The 16,430-nt window shown below is 66.5% G+C and carries 17 protein-coding genes; 2 read left to right on the top strand and 15 right to left on the bottom strand.

Annotated elements, in window-relative coordinates; all coding sequences use genetic code 11:
• Positions 1–345 precede the first annotated feature (345 nt).
• The 8 genes from HV681_RS21215 to HV681_RS21180 all read right to left on the bottom strand — a co-directional run bounded on the left by HV681_RS21215 (position 346) and on the right by HV681_RS21180 (position 8,203).
• The gene (locus tag HV681_RS21215) at positions 346–1,281 is read right to left on the bottom strand and encodes a 2-hydroxyacid dehydrogenase (RefSeq protein ID WP_175124855.1); all 936 of its coding nucleotides are present in this window, start codon (positions 1,279–1,281) and stop codon (positions 346–348) included.
• 121 nt (positions 1,282–1,402) lie between these two features.
• Positions 1,403–2,473, bottom strand: coding sequence for an ABC transporter substrate-binding protein (locus HV681_RS21210; protein ID WP_175124854.1), 1,071 nt, complete (start codon positions 2,471–2,473; stop codon positions 1,403–1,405).
• Positions 2,470–3,642 carry an NAD(P)/FAD-dependent oxidoreductase gene (locus HV681_RS21205; protein ID WP_175124868.1) on the bottom strand — a complete coding sequence of 391 codons (1,173 nt, stop codon included), beginning with the start codon at positions 3,640–3,642 and terminating at the stop codon, positions 2,470–2,472. The genes HV681_RS21210 and HV681_RS21205 overlap by 4 nt, the downstream gene beginning before the upstream one ends.
• Complete coding sequence (locus HV681_RS21200) at positions 3,639–5,024, bottom strand: FAD/NAD(P)-dependent oxidoreductase (protein ID WP_175124853.1); 1,386 nt, start codon at positions 5,022–5,024, stop codon at positions 3,639–3,641. The genes HV681_RS21205 and HV681_RS21200 overlap by 4 nt, the downstream gene beginning before the upstream one ends.
• A complete protein-coding gene (locus tag HV681_RS21195; protein WP_175124852.1) occupies positions 5,021–5,389 on the bottom strand; it encodes a (2Fe-2S)-binding protein in 369 nt (122 codons plus the stop codon). The genes HV681_RS21200 and HV681_RS21195 overlap by 4 nt, the downstream gene beginning before the upstream one ends.
• 37 nt (positions 5,390–5,426) lie before the next feature.
• Positions 5,427–6,221 (bottom strand): ABC transporter permease, encoded by a 795-nt coding sequence (locus HV681_RS21190; protein ID WP_062839314.1) that lies wholly within the window; start codon positions 6,219–6,221, stop codon positions 5,427–5,429.
• 19 nt (positions 6,222–6,240) lie between these two features.
• Positions 6,241–7,131 carry an ABC transporter permease gene (locus HV681_RS21185; protein ID WP_175124851.1) on the bottom strand — a complete coding sequence of 297 codons (891 nt, stop codon included), beginning with the start codon at positions 7,129–7,131 and terminating at the stop codon, positions 6,241–6,243.
• A gap of 1 nt (position 7,132) precedes the next feature.
• A complete protein-coding gene (locus tag HV681_RS21180; RefSeq protein ID WP_175124850.1) occupies positions 7,133–8,203 on the bottom strand; it encodes an ABC transporter ATP-binding protein in 1,071 nt (356 codons plus the stop codon).
• A 210-nt stretch (positions 8,204–8,413) separates the two neighbouring features.
• Here HV681_RS21180 and HV681_RS21175 point away from each other — a divergent pair, with 210 nt between their 5' ends.
• Complete coding sequence (locus HV681_RS21175) at positions 8,414–9,256, top strand: IclR family transcriptional regulator (protein ID WP_175124849.1); 843 nt, start codon at positions 8,414–8,416, stop codon at positions 9,254–9,256.
• 80 nt (positions 9,257–9,336) lie between these two features.
• On the opposite strand, the gene HV681_RS21170 is transcribed toward HV681_RS21175, so the two are convergent.
• Together HV681_RS21170 and HV681_RS21165 are read right to left on the bottom strand one after the other, a co-directional pair.
• Positions 9,337–10,500 (bottom strand): alpha-hydroxy acid oxidase, encoded by a 1,164-nt coding sequence (locus tag HV681_RS21170; protein WP_105236807.1) that lies wholly within the window; start codon positions 10,498–10,500, stop codon positions 9,337–9,339.
• Positions 10,501–10,708: 208 nt separating this feature from the next.
• Complete coding sequence (locus tag HV681_RS21165) at positions 10,709–11,605, bottom strand: phytanoyl-CoA dioxygenase family protein (protein WP_175124848.1); 897 nt, start codon at positions 11,603–11,605, stop codon at positions 10,709–10,711.
• 164 nt (positions 11,606–11,769) lie between these two features.
• On the opposite strand from HV681_RS21165, the gene HV681_RS21160 reads away from it, so the two are divergent.
• Positions 11,770–12,066, top strand: a complete 297-nt coding sequence (locus HV681_RS21160; RefSeq protein ID WP_056565981.1) for an acylphosphatase — start codon at positions 11,770–11,772, stop codon at positions 12,064–12,066.
• A gap of 72 nt (positions 12,067–12,138) precedes the next feature.
• On the opposite strand, the gene HV681_RS21155 is transcribed toward HV681_RS21160, so the two are convergent.
• The 5 genes from HV681_RS21155 to HV681_RS21135 all read right to left on the bottom strand — a co-directional run bounded on the left by HV681_RS21155 (position 12,139) and on the right by HV681_RS21135 (position 16,406).
• Entirely contained in the window at positions 12,139–13,047 is a 909-nt protein-coding gene (locus tag HV681_RS21155; protein WP_175124847.1) for an EamA family transporter, read from the bottom strand.
• A 40-nt stretch (positions 13,048–13,087) separates the two neighbouring features.
• Positions 13,088–14,146 carry a threonine aldolase family protein gene (locus HV681_RS21150; RefSeq protein WP_175124846.1) on the bottom strand — a complete coding sequence of 353 codons (1,059 nt, stop codon included), beginning with the start codon at positions 14,144–14,146 and terminating at the stop codon, positions 13,088–13,090.
• A gap of 5 nt (positions 14,147–14,151) precedes the next feature.
• On the bottom strand, positions 14,152–14,886 hold the full coding sequence (locus HV681_RS21145; protein WP_056565987.1) for an amino acid ABC transporter ATP-binding protein: 735 nt from the start codon (positions 14,884–14,886) through the stop codon (positions 14,152–14,154).
• Between the two features lie 64 nt (positions 14,887–14,950).
• Positions 14,951–15,640: an amino acid ABC transporter permease gene (locus HV681_RS21140; protein ID WP_056565990.1), complete on the bottom strand. Its 690-nt coding sequence runs from the start codon at positions 15,638–15,640 to the stop codon at positions 14,951–14,953.
• Between the two features lies 1 nt (position 15,641).
• Positions 15,642–16,406: an amino acid ABC transporter permease gene (locus HV681_RS21135; RefSeq protein ID WP_175124845.1), complete on the bottom strand. Its 765-nt coding sequence runs from the start codon at positions 16,404–16,406 to the stop codon at positions 15,642–15,644.
• Positions 16,407–16,430 lie beyond the last annotated feature (24 nt).

Here is a 16,430-nt window from a genome sequence, read left to right as displayed (position 1 = left end):
GTCGGTCTTTACCTGAGCGGCATTCCACCTTGCCACAGTGCGGCCACGAAGACAGTTTCTTCGTCACGGGTGTCGTGCAGGACGACTATTGAGCTTCAGATTCCCTCGGGCGCATCTACACGCCCCGCGCCCCAAGGCCGCCGCCGCACCGTGCTCCGTTAGTTCAGGTATCTGCATCGCTCGGGCGGGCGGAGTGCTTGGCGTTTTTGTGCTCGGTCGGAGCTTGGGATGGAAGAACTTGCGGAGCCCGCTCCACGGCGGCCGCGCGGGCGGCCTGGTGGAGCTTACGCGGTGTCTTGAGGCGCGCGTTTGGCGCTGCGCGCTTCGCTGTGTGATTTGCCGCTATCAATAGCCGCGCTTTGGATCGAAGATGTTTGGCAGAGCTTCACCGCGTTCATTCGCGGCGATCAGCAGCGCGGTGTGTCGTGCCCGCTCCTTGCGGTCGGGGATCGCTGCGCAGTGGGGCGTGATCGTGATTCTTGGGTGCGTCCACAGCGGCGAGTCTTCTGGCAGGGGTTCCTGTTCGAAGACGTCAAGGATCGCCTGGTCCAGATGGCCGCTGTTCAACGCATCCAGGATGTCCTGCGTGACCATGTGAGTGCCGCGCCCCGCGTTGATGAGGCTGGCGCCTTTGGGTAGTTGCGACAGCGTGTCGCGGTTGAGGATGCCGCGAGTGGCGTCGGTTGCGGGAAGCAGGCAGACCAGGAGGTCGGTGTTTGCCAGGAATTGGGTGAACTGTTCCTGCCCTGCGTAGGAGGGCAGGCCGGGCAGTGTGGTCGCGCCGCGGGACCAGCCGCTGACGGGGAAGCCCGCGCGGGACAGGAGTTGCGCGGCGGCGACGCCGAGGTGACCCAGGCCCATGATGCCGACGCGTACGTCAGCGGCGACCCGTAAGGAGTCAAAGATTTCCCAGTGCCGCCGCGGCTGGTTGTCGGTGATGCGTTTGACGTTGCGCGTGATCATCAGGGCGCTGGTGAGCACGTATTCTGCCATCTCGGTCTGCGTGCGGGCGGTGACCATGCGGGCGATGGGCAGGTGGCGCGGCAGGGCGGGGTCGGCGAGGATGTGGTCGACGCCGGCGCCGGCGCTGATGATGAGTTTGAGGTTGGGGAAGGTGGCTAGGCGGCCGGCGTCGGGGGCCCAGACGAGGGCGTAGTCGATGGTGGCAGGGTCGGGGTCTTCATGCCAGCCGACGACGTCCAGGTCCGGCGCGAAGGTGCGGAACTGCGTGCGCCATGCGTCGATCGCCTGAGGGCCGCCGGAGTTGATGATGAGGCGCATGCGTGTCCTTGCTGGTGTTGCGGGCGTGTGTGCCAGGCGCGTGTTTCAAGCGCATAGTCCGGCGGCAAATGCCCGGCGCGGCGCGCCTGCGGGTTGCCCACAGGAGCGCCGCGCGGTGTCGTCAACGTTCGACCGTGCGGTTCCAGCGGGCGTTGAAGGCGGGCCGGGCCGCGTTGATCTGGTCCCAGTCCAGGATCTTAGCGTTGGCCATGTAGCCTTGGAAGCGTTTGAGGGACTCGGCGTTGTCGGCGGGGGCCTGGACGTTCTTGTTGGACGGGAAGTGGCCGCCCATTTCCAGGGCCTTGGCCTGGGCCTTGGCGGACAAGAGGTAGAGCGCGAGCTTCTGTGCGAGTTCGGGTTCGCTGTTCTTGGCGATGACGCATTCGCCGACCATGAGGATGACGGAGCCTTCCTTGGGCTGGGCGTATTCCACTGGGATGTCGCGCTTCTTCAAGCGGGCGATGGCGGTGGGGGTGAGGGGGAAGATGGCGGCCTCGTCGGACTGGATCATCTCGGCGAGCTTGGCGGAGTTGGGGATGTACTCGAGGACGTTGGGGCCGATGGTGGAGGGCCACTTCTTGAAGCCGGGCTCGTAGTTCTGGTCGTTGCCGCCTTCGATGCGATTGAACATCAGGAAGCCGTGCAGGCCGAAGGTGCTGCCGGAGGCGGACTGGAAGACGACCTTGCCTTTGTACTTGGGGTCGGCCAGGTCGAGCCACGAGGTGGGCGGGGTCCAGCCGTTTTTCTGGAAGAGGCGGGTGTTGTAGCCGAGCCCGGTCATGCCGATGTCGATGCCGGCGGCCATGCGGTCTTTCATCAGGGCGGTGGGATACAGCTCTTTGAGGACGGGGTCGTCGTTGAGCTGTTCGCACAGGCCCATGGAAATGGCGCGGGCCATGATGCCGTCGTCCAGGAACATGACGTGCATCTGGGGCTTGTCTTTGTAGGCCTGGGCCTTGGCGAGGACGTCGGTCGAGGTGCCGGGCACGACGACGATCTTGACGTTGTTGGCCTTTTCAAAATCGGGGAAGACGTGCTGGGTGAAGGCGCGTTCCATGTCGCCGCCGTTCATGCCGACGTACAACGTTTTCTGCTGCGCGATGGCGCCGGCGGACAGCAATGCCAGCATCGCCGCGCCCAGCAGTCGTTTCCCCTTGCTCAGGCGCTGCGCGCCCTGTTTCTTGTGCATCATGGTGACTCCAGCGTTTGCTCACGAAGACGATCAGGCCGGGCCGCGGCGCCGTGAGCGGCGGGCGCGTACCGTTCAATGCGGAAGGCATCGATAGGGATGGAAGATCGGCCGTGCACGACCAGGTCGGCCAGGACTTCGCCGATGGCGGGGCCAATCTGAAAGCCCGCGCCGGACAGGCCGAAGGCGTGAAAAAGGCCGGGCATGGTGGCGCTGGGGCTGAGCACGGGATTGTGGTCGGGCATGTTGCCTTCGACGCCGGTCCAGAAGCGGATGACCTGGGCGCCGCGCAGCACGGGCAGGAGCTTGACGGCATTGGCCATGAGCGCGCCGAGGTTGGCGCGGCCGGGGCGTGCGTAGTCGGGGTCGGCGGAAACGCCGCGTCCGCCGCCGATGACGCAGTTGCCGCGCGCGACCTGCCGTGCGTAGATGCCGCCGCCCTGCATGCCGAGGCTGACGTTCATGAACAGCGGCAGGGGCTCGGTCACCATCATCAAGGGGTGGATGGACGTTTCGGGAACCGGCTCGCCGAAGCCTTCGGCAAAGCGGCCGGCCCAGGCGCCGGCGCAGTTCAAGAGGTAGCGCGATCGCACTTCAAGCGTGTCGCCGGCGCGCACGATGAAGCGCGTGCCGTCGTGCGTGGCGGAGGTGACGCGCACGCCTTCGCGCACGTCGGCGCCCAGCGCGGCGGCGGCACGTCCGAAGGCGGGGGACACGAGCCGAGGGTTGGCGTGGCCGTCCTGCGGGCAAAAGGAGCCGCCGACCACGCTTTCGCCCAGCCAGCCGAAGCGTTGGGCGAGCGCGCGGCGATCCAGGATTTCAAGGTCCATGCCGAAGCCGCGCGTGTTGTCGCGGTAGGCTTCGAGCAGCGCCAGATCGGCGTCGGAGGTGGCCAGCTTGAGGTGGCCGGAACGCACGTATTCGCCGTCGATGCCGATCAGCGCGGGCAATTGGCCCCACAGTTCGTGCGCGCGCCGCGCGAGCGGCAGTTGTTCGATGCCGCGTCCCTGCCGGCGCACGCCGCCGTAGTTGACGCCGCTGGCCTTGGCGCCGCACAGCGCGGCTTCCAGCAGCACGACGGGCACGCCTAGCCGGCGCAGGAAGAGTGCGGCGCTGCCGCCGACGATGCCACCGCCGATGATCGCGACTTCGGTATCGATGCGTTCCATCAGGCGGCCTTTTTCGCGGGCCGTTCCAGGCAGACGACGCTGACCGGAATAGGCTTGACCGGCGGCTGGTTGCGCAGCCGTCCTACCGCCTGCGGCGCGCAGCCGACGGCATGGGCCAGGACTTCGGCGCCGGCCACGCCGCACATGCGGCCCTGGCAGCGTCCCATGCCGACGCGGGTCAGCGCCTTCAGGCGATTCATTTCTTGCACGCCGTTGTCGCGCACGGCCTGGCGGATGGTGCCGGCGGTGACTTCCTCGCAACGGCAGACGACAGTGTCGTCGGCGATGCTGGCGGCCCAATCCTCGGGAAACGGAAATGCGCGTTCCAGCGCGTCGCGCACGCGGCTGTTTGCCGCGAGTTGCGATTCCAGTATCCGCGCGCGGCGCGCGTCGTGCGGATGTCCCGTGTCCTCAAGCAGCGCCAGCGCGGCGCGTTCGCCCGCGAGTTCCGCTGCATCGGCCCCGGCAATGCCTGCGCCGTCGCCGGCAACGTAAACACCCGCCACGCTACTGCGTCCAGCGGCGTCGCGCCGCGGGATCCAGTTGCGGTCGCGTTCGTTGAATTCGAAGTCGCAGCCGATCAGGCTGGCGAGTTGGGTTTCGGAGCGCAGCGACAGGCCGAAGCCCACGGCATCGCAGTGCAGTGCATGCGTCTGCCCGTTCTGGGTGTACGACAGGCCCGTGACGCGATCGCCGCCCTGCACGGCGACGGGGCGCACGCCGCTGCGCAGCGGCACGCCGTGCGCGCGCAGCCACGCCATGTAATAGAGGCCTTTGGCCAGCAGCGCGGGGGCGCGCAACATGCCGGGTAGCGCGGCGACGCGGTCCGCAAATCGCGATGTGTCCAGCACGGCGGCGACCTGTGCGCCTGCTTTCGCGTATTGATACGCCACGAGATAAAGCAGGGGACCGGTGCCCAGAAATGCGACGCGCGATCCGATGGCGCATCCCTGGTGCTTCAACGCGACCTGCGATCCGCCCAGCGTGTAGACACCGGGCGTCAGCCAGCCGGGAAACGGCAGCACGCGGTCGGTCGCCCCAGTCGCAAGAATCAGATGCGTGTAGGGCACCGCCGTGCTGACGCCGTCGCGCAGCACGTCCAGCGTCTTGCCCTCGGCGTTCCAGACCAGGCACCCTGGGCGGTATTCGACGTTGCCCTGCAATTCCTGCATGGTGCGGTGTACGGCGTCAGCCTTGCGATGTTCAAAACCATACAGCGCGGATTTGGGACGCGAGAAGCCGGGCGGCGGCTGACGGTAGATCTGGCCGCCGGGGCGCAGCCCTTCGTCCAGGATCACGGGCCGCAGACCTTGCGCGGCCAGCGTCTGGGCCGCGCGGATACCGGCGGGGCCGGCGCCCACGATCACGGGCATGACGATGCTCATGACGCGTCATCCTCGGGCCAGGCAGCGGCCGTCAGCGTCCCTGGGGCAGAGGCGGCGGCCAGCGTGCCGGGCGCGGCAGCGGGCGCCAGCGCGGCGCTCTGCAGCCGCATGCCGGGCTCGATGTACGTTGAACAGGCGCGCACGCGCTCGCCGTTTTCAAGCTGCACCCAGCAGTCCTGGCACGCGCCCATCATGCAGAAGCCGGCGCGCGGACCACCGCCGAATTCCGAGGTGCGCAGGCGTTCGGCCTGCGTCAGCACGGCGGTCAGGACAGTGTCGCCGGCCAGTGCCGTGCACGTCTGTCCGTCGAAGGTGAAGGTCAACGCGGGCCGGCCGGTTTCGGCCAGGCGTTTCAGGATTGCCATGGCGCGCGCGGCTCCTTTGCGGCTGTCGGCAGCGAGTTCATTTCTGGCCCACCAGGACGCGGTCCAGGCCATACACGCGATCCAGCAGCAGCATCGTCACCGCGGTCAGCGCGATCACCAGCGCGGACACGGCGGCCATCATCGGGTCGATGGATTCCGTGGCGTACATGTACATGCGCACCGGCAGCGTGATGGTCGAGGGCGCGGTGATGAACACCGACATCGTCAGTTCGTCGAAGCTGTTGATGAACGCCAGCAGCCAGCCGCCGGACACGCCGGGAATGATGAGCGGCAAGGTGACCGTAAAGAACACCGTGGCGCGGCTGGCGCCCAGCGACAGCGCGGCGTGCTCGATGGACCGGTCAAAGCCCACCAGCGCGCCGATCACCAGGCGCATCACGTACGGCGTGATGACGACGACGTGGCTGGCCACCAGCCACGGAAAGCTGCCGGCCATGCCCATCAGCGCAAAGAAGCGCAAGAGCGCCACGCCCAGCACCAGATGGGGAATCATCAGCGGCGACAGGAACAGGCCGTTGAGCACGTCGCGCCCCGGAAAGCGGTAGCGCGTGATGGCGATGGCGGCGGGCACCGCCAGGCACACGGCGATGCTGGCCGACAGGAACGCCAACCACAGGCTGTTCTTGAACGCCTGCATGAAGTTGGGATGGTCGAAGACCGCATAAAACCACCGCAGCGAGAAGCTGGTCGTCGGCACCGTCAGCGTCGAATCGGGCGTGAACGCCACCAGGCACACGATGACCAGCGGCGCCAGCACGAACGCCACCACCAGAAAGTTGAACGCCAGCGCGAAAGGACCGTTCTTCTGCATGTTCGATTCCTTGCGCGGGTCAGCCCAGGCTGCGGCGGTAAGAGCGTTCGACGACGCGGTTGTACGCCATCATGACGATCACGTTCACGATCAGCAGCACGATGGCGATCGCCGCGCCCAGCGGCCAGTTCAGCTCGGTCAGGAACTCGTCGTACACGACAGTGGCCACCATCTTCAGCCGCCGTCCGCCCAGCAGCGCGGGAATGGCAAACGAGCTGGCCGACAGGCCGAACACGATGAGGCTGCCGGACAGGATGCCCGGCATGGCCTGCGGCAGCACGATGCGCGTGAGCGTCTGAAACCGCGAGGCGTTCAGCGACAGCGCGGCGTGCTCGACGGTGGGGTCCAGCTTCTGCAGCGACGTCCAGACCGGAATCACCATGAAGGGCAGCATGACGTGCACGAGGCCGATGATGACGGCGGTGGGCGTGTACAGCAGCGTTCCCAGCCCAAGCGCGGCGGCCGCCTTGCCCAGCGGCCCGCCGGGTCCCAGCAGCATGCTCCAGCCGAACGCGCGCACCACCAGCGAGATCAGCAGCGGCGACAGCACCACCAACAGGAAGATCGAGCGCCAAGGCTTGCGCATGCGCGACAGGATGTAGGCCTCGGGTGCGCCGATCAGCACGCAGATCAGCGTGGTGACGCCGGCGATCCAGAAGGTGCGCCAGAAGATCTCGATGAAATAGCCGTCTGTCACCACGGCCAGATAGTGTTCGAACGTGTGGCCGGGCTGGATGCCGGTGGCGTAGTCGAACGGCCGGAACGACAGGGCAAAGGTCAGCGCCAGCGGCGTGAGCACCAGCGTCAGAAACACGAGCGCCAGCGGAATCGATCCCAGGATGGCCAGCATCCCGTCGTTGCGCGGCTTGGGCGGGTTGGCGGCGTCGCCGCGTTGCGTCAGCGTCGCCATGTCAGTCCGCCGCCGCGGCAGCCGGTGCGCGCAACACGCGCAGCACGCCGTCCGCCCAGTCCAGCCCGATCTGTTCGCCGTCGTCATGCGGGCGGCGGCCGTCGTTGGGCGTGAGGATGGTCAGCGCCCCCACCGGCGAATCCAGGTCGTACATCCACTGGCTGCCCAGGAAGTAGCGCGTGTTCACGACACAGGCGAGCTTGCCCTGGCCAGACGGCACGGGCACCAGCTTTTCCGGGCGCAGCGACAGCTGCACGCTATCGCCGTGGCGCAGGCCTTCGCCGTCCACGACCAGGCTCAACGCGCCGGTCTGCACTTCAGCCTGCGCGCCGCAGCGCGTCACGCGGCCGGGCAGCAGATTGGTCTTGCCGACAAAGCGCGAGATGAACTCGGTCTGCGGGTGTTCATACATGCGGTAGGGCGCGTCCACCTGCGTGGCCCGGCCGTCCTGCATGACGACGACGCGATCGCTGATGGACAGGGCTTCGGCCTGATCGTGCGTGACCATGACGGTGGTGGTGCCGATCTTGCGCTGGATGCTGCGCAGTTCGAACTGCATGTCCTCGCGCAGCTTGGCATCCAGGTTGGACAGGGGTTCGTCCAGCAGCAGCACCGGCGGACGGATCACCAGCGCCCGGGCCAGCGCCACGCGTTGCCGCTGGCCGCCCGACAGTTCGCGCGGGAAGCGGTCGGCATGCTTGTCCAACTTGACCAGGGCCAACGCCTCGCGCACACGCTCCTGCCGTTCGGCGCGTTCCACCTTGCGCATCTTCAGGCCGAACGCGACGTTGTCGGCCACGGTCAGGTGCGGGAACAGCGCATAGCTCTGGAATACGATGCCCAGACCGCGCGTGTTGGGCTTGGCGTGCGTGATGTCGCGGCCGTCCAGCGTGATGGTGCCGCAGGTCACATCGGCAAAGCCGGCAATCATCTGCAGCGTGGTGGTCTTGCCGCAGCCGGAGGGGCCCAGCAGCGAGACGAACTCGCCCTTATCGACCGACAGGCAGAAGTCCGAGACGACACGCAGATCGCCGTAGTTCTTGGAGACGTTGTCCAGCCGCAGAAATGCCATGTTCCAAACCCCGTGGCCCGTCCGGGCCCTGCGCCGCCGGGTGGAAAAAGTGCCGCCCAGGCTGCCTAAGTGATGGCGCAGTCTAGGAGCCGCCAAAACAGAGGGTCAATTAGGGTTTTCCGAAGAATCGAATTTTTTATTCGTTATTTCCGTTAGACTGAATTTCTTGATAAAAACACGTCAGACTATTTTGATTATCGGAACCCGAGAATGAAGAAATCAGAAACGCCGGAGGATTCCGCTGGCCAGGGCGTATTGCAGCGGGCCTTTGCCGTGCTGCGCGTGCTGGCCGATGCCAAGGGAGACAAGCTGCGCCTGACCGATATCGCCGCCCGCACGGGCCAGGCGCAGGCCACGGTGCACCGGGTGCTGCAAGGCTTGATGCAGGAAGGGGTGGTGGAGCAGCCGGCTCAAAGCAAGGGGTATCAGCTCAGCGTTGCCTTCTTTTCGCTGGCGGCCGCGGCGGGCAACCATCAATCCAGCCTGCGCACCCTCTACCGGCCCGCGATGCTGCGCCTGTCCGGCATGCTCAACGACACCATTTTCCTGCTGGTGCGCAGCGGGTTTGACGCGGTCTGCGTCGACCGCGTGGACGGCGCCTTTCCGGTGCGCTCGCACACCGGCGACATCGGCGGCCGCGTGCCGCTGGGCATGGGACAAGGTGGCCTGGTGCTGCTGGCCAGCCTGCCGGAAGCCGAGCGCGAAGAGGTCATGCGCTTCAACATTCCGCGCCTGCATCACCTGGGCTTCGTGGACGAGATCTCGATGCGCGTGCGCATCAAGGAATGCCTGGAACTGCGCTACGCGCGCAGCCAGGGGCAGGGCGTGTTCCCCAACATCGCGGGGCTGGCGGTGCCGGTCTATGATCCCAACGGCGTCACGGTCGCGGCGCTGAGCGTGGCGGCGCCCATCGAACGCATCAGCGATGAGCGCCTGCCGCTGATCGTGGAAATGCTGCGCCGCGAGGCTGACGCGGTGGGCGGGCAGATCAATCCTTTCGACCCCGCGCTGCGCAGGCCCAGCCAGTTTTTGGGCACGGGCAACGGCGCATAGCCGACGCACGGTGCCCGGCGTCGGCGCATAAAAAAACCCGGACACGTATGGGTCCGGGCTTTTTCAACAAGCATCAGCGATCAGGTCGGATACGTGCCCGGCAGCAGGATGCTGCGGTCGCCCGGCTCGATCGTGCGGCGGCCGCACAGCGCCATCGTCGTGTCCATTTCCTTGTACAGGATCTCCAGCGTGCGGGTGACGCCGGCCTGGCCATACGCGCCCAGCCCGTACAGGAAGGCGCGGCCGATCATCGTGCCGCGCGCGCCCAGCGCCACGGCCTTCAGGATGTCCTGGCCGGAGCGGATGCCGCCGTCCATCCACACCTCGATCTTCGAACCCACGGCATCGGCAATTCCCGGCAGGGCCGCGATGGACGACATGGCGCCGTCAAGCTGGCGGCCGCCGTGGTTGCTGACGATGAGCGCGTCGGCGCCGCTGTTGGCGGCGAGCTGCGCGTCTTCGACATCCAGAATGCCCTTGATGATGAGCTTGCCGCCCCAGCGCTGCTTGATCCATTCCACGTCGTCCCAGCTCAGGCGGGGATCGAACTGCTCGGCCGTCCACGACGACAGCGACGACAGGTCGCTCACGCCCTTGGCGTGCCCGACGATGTTGCCGAAAGTGCGGCGCTTGGTGCCCAGCATGCCCATGCACCAGCGGGGCTTGGTCGCCAGGTTGATGAGGTTGCGCAGCGTGGGCTTGGGCGGCGTCGACAGGCCGTTCTTGATGTCCTTGTGGCGCTGGCCCAGGATCTGCAGGTCCAGCGTCAGCACCAGCGCCGAGCAGCCGGCGGCCTTGGCGCGGTCGATCAGGTTGCCCACGAACTCGCGGTCGCGCATGACGTAGAGCTGGAACCAGAAGGGCTTGCCGGTGGCCTGCGCCACGTCTTCCAGCGAGCAGATGCTCATCGTGGACAGCGTGAACGGCACGCCGAAATCGGCGGCGGCCTTGGCGGCCAGGATCTCGCCGTCGGCATGCTGCATGCCGGTCAGGCCCGTGGGCGAAATCGCCAGCGGCATGACCACGTCCTGGCCCACCATGGTGGTGCGCAGCGACCGGCCTTCCATGTTGACCGCCACGCGCTGGCGCAGCTTGATCCGATGAAAGTCGCTTTCATTCGCGCGATAGGTGCCTTCGGTCCAGGCGCCGGAATCGGCGTAGTCGTAGAACATGCGCGGCACGCGCTTCTGCGCGACAACGCGCAAATCTTCGATGCAGGTGATCGTAGAAAGGTTAGCGGTCATGGAGTGTCTGTGGAGTGATAGGGGTGCGCCAGCTGCGACTCATTTTCTTGTGCTTTCGGGCCGCCAGCCGTGGGGCAGCCTTGCCGCCGCGCCAGGCTTGATGACCCGCGCGGCGCCGCCCAGTATACGCGCCGAGGCCGGCAAGCGTCGCTTGCCGGCCCCGTTCGCCCCCCTGCGCAAAGGCTCTATGGCCCCTGCACGCCCAGCCCTAGCGCGGCCACACCTTGCTGACCGCGCGTATCGTTGCCCACGCCACCCAGCGCGGGCTGGTCAGCCGCGCGCCCGGCAGCCGGCGCATCACGTCCACCGCCAGCCCGCCGCGCTTGTGCCATTGCTTCTTGCGGGTCTGGCTGTCGGTCCAGCGGCCTTCCAGCCACGGGAATTCCCGGCGGCCCGGCTTGTACACCGGCGGCGTGTTGTAGATCAGGATGTACGCCAGCCGCGGCGTCTGCGACGTGTTCGGTCCCGTGAAGTGCAGCGTGCGCGCATCGTGGACAGTGATGCCGCCCGGATCAAGGGGTTCGGCCACCGCCTGTTCGCGCGGGAAATCGCCGCAGCATTCCAGCGGATGCAGCGTCTTGTCGCCGCCCGGGGAACGGTGCTCCAGCACGTCCCACTTGTTCGACCCCGGCAGGAACTGCATGCAGCCGTTCTCGACGGTGGCCGGCTGCAGCGCCAGCCAGATGCTCAGTTCGTTGTAGACAAAGTCCGGCGACCGGAAAGCTTCGTCCTGGTGCCACGGCGTTTCCGGACCGTGCGGGCCGGGCTTGAGCAACGCGTGCTCGCCATACAGCGCGGCCTGCGGGCCCAGCAGCTGCCGCGCCAGTTCCAGCGTGCGTTCGTGGTACACCGTCTTCAGCAGGCCCGGGGCATAATGTCGCGGATCGTGCAGACTCGGAAACTTCGCGGGCTTGCTCGGGTCGTCGCGGCTGACAAAGTCATATTGCGCGCCCTCGTTGTAACCCGTCTTATTCGAGAACAAGTCCAGCAGCGTCCTGCGGATGTAGCCGACCTCGTCCTGAGGGCACATGTCCTTCAAGGCCAGGTAACCCTGATCCCTGTAGCGCGCTGTCTCGGCTTCCGACAACAAACTGGTCTCTTCCATAATGGCTTCTCCAAGCTCTGGTAATGGGTATTTCTAAGCTGGCACGTTTTGACATGGGCTCTAACGTATCGCTTCGAAGCCTGCCGGGCCTATAGACCATCCGCTGTAGCCGGTTCCGCCTACGCCAGTCGCGCGTGGCGGCGCATCATCCGAAGGAAAAACCCATGCAAGACCCTAAGGCCGATACCCAGATCGAAACCGTCCACGTCACCGTCAGCGGCACGGTGCAAGGCGTGGGCTACCGGCACGCCACGGTGCGGCGCGCGCACATGCTTGGCGCGAAGGGCTGGGTGCAGAACATGCTGGACGGCACGGTCGAAGCGCTGGTGCAGGGCACGCCCGACCAGGTCGATCACATGCTGGAATGGCTGCGCCGCGGACCGCCGGGCGCGTCGGTGCAGGAAATCATCACGCGCCGGGAGTACACCGATAAGCGTTACATCCGCTTCGAGCAACTTTGAGGGCAGTGGGCCCTCGCCGGCACGCGGTAGGCCGGGCGGATGAGGGCCCGGTAGCGTAAAGGCTGACTGGCGTCAGCGCGTGCGCAACCAGCGCGCGCCGACCTGGTTGATGACCAGCCCGGCCAGCACGCACCCGGCGCCCACCCATTGCAGCGGCTGCAGCCGCTCGCCGAACGCCATCGACGCCGCCCACAGCCCCACCACCGGCACCAGCAGCGAGAACGGCGCGACCTTGGCCGCGGGATGGCGCGACAGCAACTGCGTCCAGAGCGTGTAGGCAACCAGGGTCGCCAGCACTGCCAGATACAGCACCGACAATGCCTCGCCCCAGCCCATGCCGGTGATCATGCCCACGACCGGTTCCCAACCGTCGATCAACACGGCCAGCGCCAGGAAGGGCAGCACCGGGGCGGCGCTGCTCCAGGCAATGAACGCGAAAGGGTCGTAGCCGGGCGCCTTGCGGCTGGCCAGCCGCACGATCATGTTGGACACCGCCCACATGAATGCCGCCCCCAGCGTCAGGACAAAGCCCAGCATCGTCATCTGCCCCGGCCCGTCGCCACGCGCCCCCGCGATGACCGCAAGGCCCATCGCGGCGACGCCCAGTCCGATCCAGTGATGCCGCCGCGCACGCTCATGCAGCACCGGCGCGGCGAGCAGCAGCGTAAAGAAGGCCTGGGTCTGGATGACAAGCGAGGCCATGCCGGCCGGCATGCCGAACTTGAGCGCCGTGAACAGCAGGCCGAACTGGCCCAGCCCCTGGACCAGCCCGTAGGCCGCGACCCAGTGCCACGGCAGCCGCGGCATGCGCACAAAGAGAATGAGCGGGAAGGCGGCCAGCGCGAATCGCAACGCGCCGAGCATCATCGGAGACAAGCCCCGCATGCCGACCTTCATGACGACAAAATTCAGGCCCCAGATGACCACCACCGCGAGGGCGCAGAAATAGTCTTTCCGGGAAAGATGAGTGGGGGTGGACATGGCGGGCATTATCGCATCGCCCACCCCAAAATCGGCTGAATCAGCGCGCGCTCAGCACTGCGGAAAACGCCTTGACGGCCATGTCGATATCGTCGTCGCTGATGTGCCGATGCGTGACGCAGCGCAGCCGCGTACGGCCCCACGGACGCGTCAGCACGCCTTGCGCCTGCAAGGCCGCGACCCACTCTGCATTGGTCATGCCGGTGTCGGCGGTCTCAACCTGCACGATGTTGGTTTGCGGCACGGTCGCGGTCAGCGTGGGCGCCAGCGTGTTGATGCCGTCGCTCAACCGGCGCGCCCGCACGTGGTCCTCGCCCAGCCGCGCGCTCATGTGCTGCACGCCTTCCAGGCCCGCGGCGGCCATGATGCCGGATTGGCGCTGCGTGCCGCCCAGCATGCGGCGCAGCGTGCGCGACTTGGCGATCACGGCCTGGCTGCCCGCCAGCACCGCGCCCACCGGCGCGCTCAAGCCCTTGGACAGGCACAGCGACACCGTATCCGTGTATTGCGTGATGTCCATGGCCGGCACGCCCAGCGCCACCGCCGCGTTGAACAGCCGCGCACCATCCAGGTGCACCGGCACGCCGGCGGCGCGCGCCATGCCGTGCACGGCCTGCATATGGTCCAGCGGCAGCACTGCGCCGCCCGCGTTGTTGTGCGACGTCTCCATCGCCACCAGCGCGGTCTTGAGGCGGTGTCCGCCTGCCATCAGCGCGTCTTCGAGCCGGTTCAGGTCCATCGCGCCTTCGGCGCCGGGCAGGCCTTGGTAGAACAAACCCGTGAACGTGGCCGCGCCGCGTTCCGACGTGTACATGTGGGCAGTCGCTTCCAGCGCCACCTGTTCGCTGCGCTGCGTTTGCGCCAGCACGGCCAGCAAGTTGGCCATCGTGCAGCTCGGCACGAAGAGGCCCGCCTCCTTGCCCAGGCTGGCCGCGACAGTCGCTTCCAGCTCACGCACGGTGGGATCGCCGTCCAGGCCGTCATCGCCGATCGGCGCGGTGCGCATGCGCTCGTACATGGCCGCGGTCGGGTGCGTGACCGTATCGCTGCGCAGGTCGACGCGGAGTGGGGGAGGTTCGGCGGGGGTCCGCTGGGTCATGGCTTTCAGTGCTGCAAAATTTTGGAAAGAAACTGGCGCGTGCGCGGGGCACGCTCCTCGACATTGCCGAAGAACTGCTCCTTCTGGCAGTCCTCGACAATCTTGCCGCCGTCCATGAAGATCACACGGTCGGCGACGCGGCGCGCGAATCCCATCTCGTGGGTCACCACCATCATGGTCATGCCTTCGCCCGCCAGGTCGGTCATCACGTCCAGCACCTCGTTGACCATCTCGGGGTCCAGCGCCGACGTGGGCTCATCGAACAGCATCACGACCGGGTCCATCGACAGCGCCCGGGCGATCGCCACGCGCTGCTGCTGGCCGCCCGACAGTTCGCCGGGATGCTTGTCCTTGTGCGCCGACAGACCCACGCGCTCAAGCAGCGCAAGCGCGCGCTGCCGCGCTTCGTCCTTGCCGCGCTTGAGCACCTTGATCTGCCCCAGGCACAGGTTCTCGGTCACGGACAGGTGCGGGAACAGCTCGAAGTGCTGGAACACCATGCCGGCCACCGCGCGCAGCTTGGGCAGGTTGGTGCGCGGATCGCCCACGGACACGCCGTTGACCACGATCTCGCCTTTTTGAAAGGGCTCGAGCGCATTGACGGTCTTGATCAGCGTGGACTTGCCCGACCCGGACGGGCCGCACACCACCACGACTTCACCGCGGCGCACGGTGGTGGAGCAGTCGTCCAGCACCTGGAAGTCGCCGTACCATTTGCTGACCTGCCGGATCTCGATCATCGGGGGATTGGAAGAGGATTGCATCGTTGAACCTGTGGATAACGTGATTGCTGCGGCAAGCGGCTCAGCGCAGCACCCGCGTACGCTTTTCAAGCTGCTTGACCAGACGCGATGCCGTGAAGCAAATCACGAAATACACCACCGCCACGAAGAGATAGAGTTCGACCAGCCGGCCGTCGCGCTGGCCGATCTTGGACGCGGCGCCCAGGAAGTCGGTGAGCGACAGCACGTACACCAGCGACGTGTCCTGGAACAGGATGATGACGCGCGTCAGCAGCGCCGGCACCATGTTGCGCAGCGCCTGCGGCAGCACGACGTACCGCATGCCTTGCCAGTGATTCAGGCCCAGCGCCATGCTGGCCGATACCTGGCCGCGCGCGATGGACTGGATGCCGGCACGCATGATTTCGCAGAAGTACGCGGCCTCGAACAGCGTAAACGTGATCACCGCCGAGTTGAACGCCCCCACGCGCAGCGGCGTGGGCGATCCCACCACCCACGCGGCGATGTACGGCATCAGAAAGTAGAACCAGAAGATCACCAGCAGCAGCGGGATCGAACGCATGACGTTCACGTAGATGCCCGCCGGCACCGACAGGATCTTGTAGCGCGACAACCGCATCATCGCCAGGATCGTGCCCAACGCCAGGCCCATCACCGCCGCCAGCACCGTCAGCGTCAGCGTGAAGGTCATGCCGGTCTGGAACAGGTACGGCAGAGAGCCCCAGATCACATCGAAATCGAATTTGCCCATGTCAGCGCCCCAATCCCGCAGGCGACTTCGCGGCCGTGCCGATCAGGCCGGGCACCGCGACTCGGCGCTCAAGTGTGCGCATCCCCAGCACGACGATGCCGTTCAGAATCAGGTAGATCACCGTCGCGGCCGAAAACGCCTCGAAGATGTGAAAGCTGAACTCCGCCATGGATCGCGCCTGGCCCGTCAATTCCAACAGGCCAATGGTCAGCGCCACCGACGAATACTTGATCGTGCCCATGAACTCCGAGGTCAGCGGCGGCAGCACGATGCGATAGGCCTCGGGCAGGATGATGTAGCGGTAGACCTGCCCCTCGGTCAGTCCCAGCGCGGTCCCCGCCTGAAACTGCCCGCGCGGCAGCGACTGGATGCCCGCGCGCAATTGCTCGGCCACACGCGCCGATCCGTAAAAGCCCAGGCACAGCACCGCGGGCACGAACTGCCCCCACGGCTGCGGCATCTGCTTCATCGCCAGGCCCCAGGCATGCGGCAGCAATTCGGGCAGCACGAAATACCACAGGAACATCTGCACCAGCAGCGGGATGTTGCGGAACAGCTCTACATAGGTCGCGCCGATGGCGTTCATCAGGCGCGACTGCACCGTGCGCATCACGCCCAGCCAGGATCCCAGCAGCAACGAGAAAACCCAGGCCGTCAATGCCAGCGCGAGCGTCCAGCCCACACCGATCAGGATCGTTTCCAGGAAGGTGTGCACGCCGTCCGGCGACATCTCCAGGAAGACGCTCCAACTCCAGTTGTAATTCATGCCCTCGCCCTTGATTGCAACGCC

Origin of the sequence: Achromobacter animicus (assembly GCF_902859585.1) — a bacterium.
Classification (GTDB): domain Bacteria; phylum Pseudomonadota; class Gammaproteobacteria; order Burkholderiales; family Burkholderiaceae_B; genus Achromobacter; species Achromobacter animicus.
This window is presented reverse-complemented; position numbering and strand designations above follow the sequence as displayed.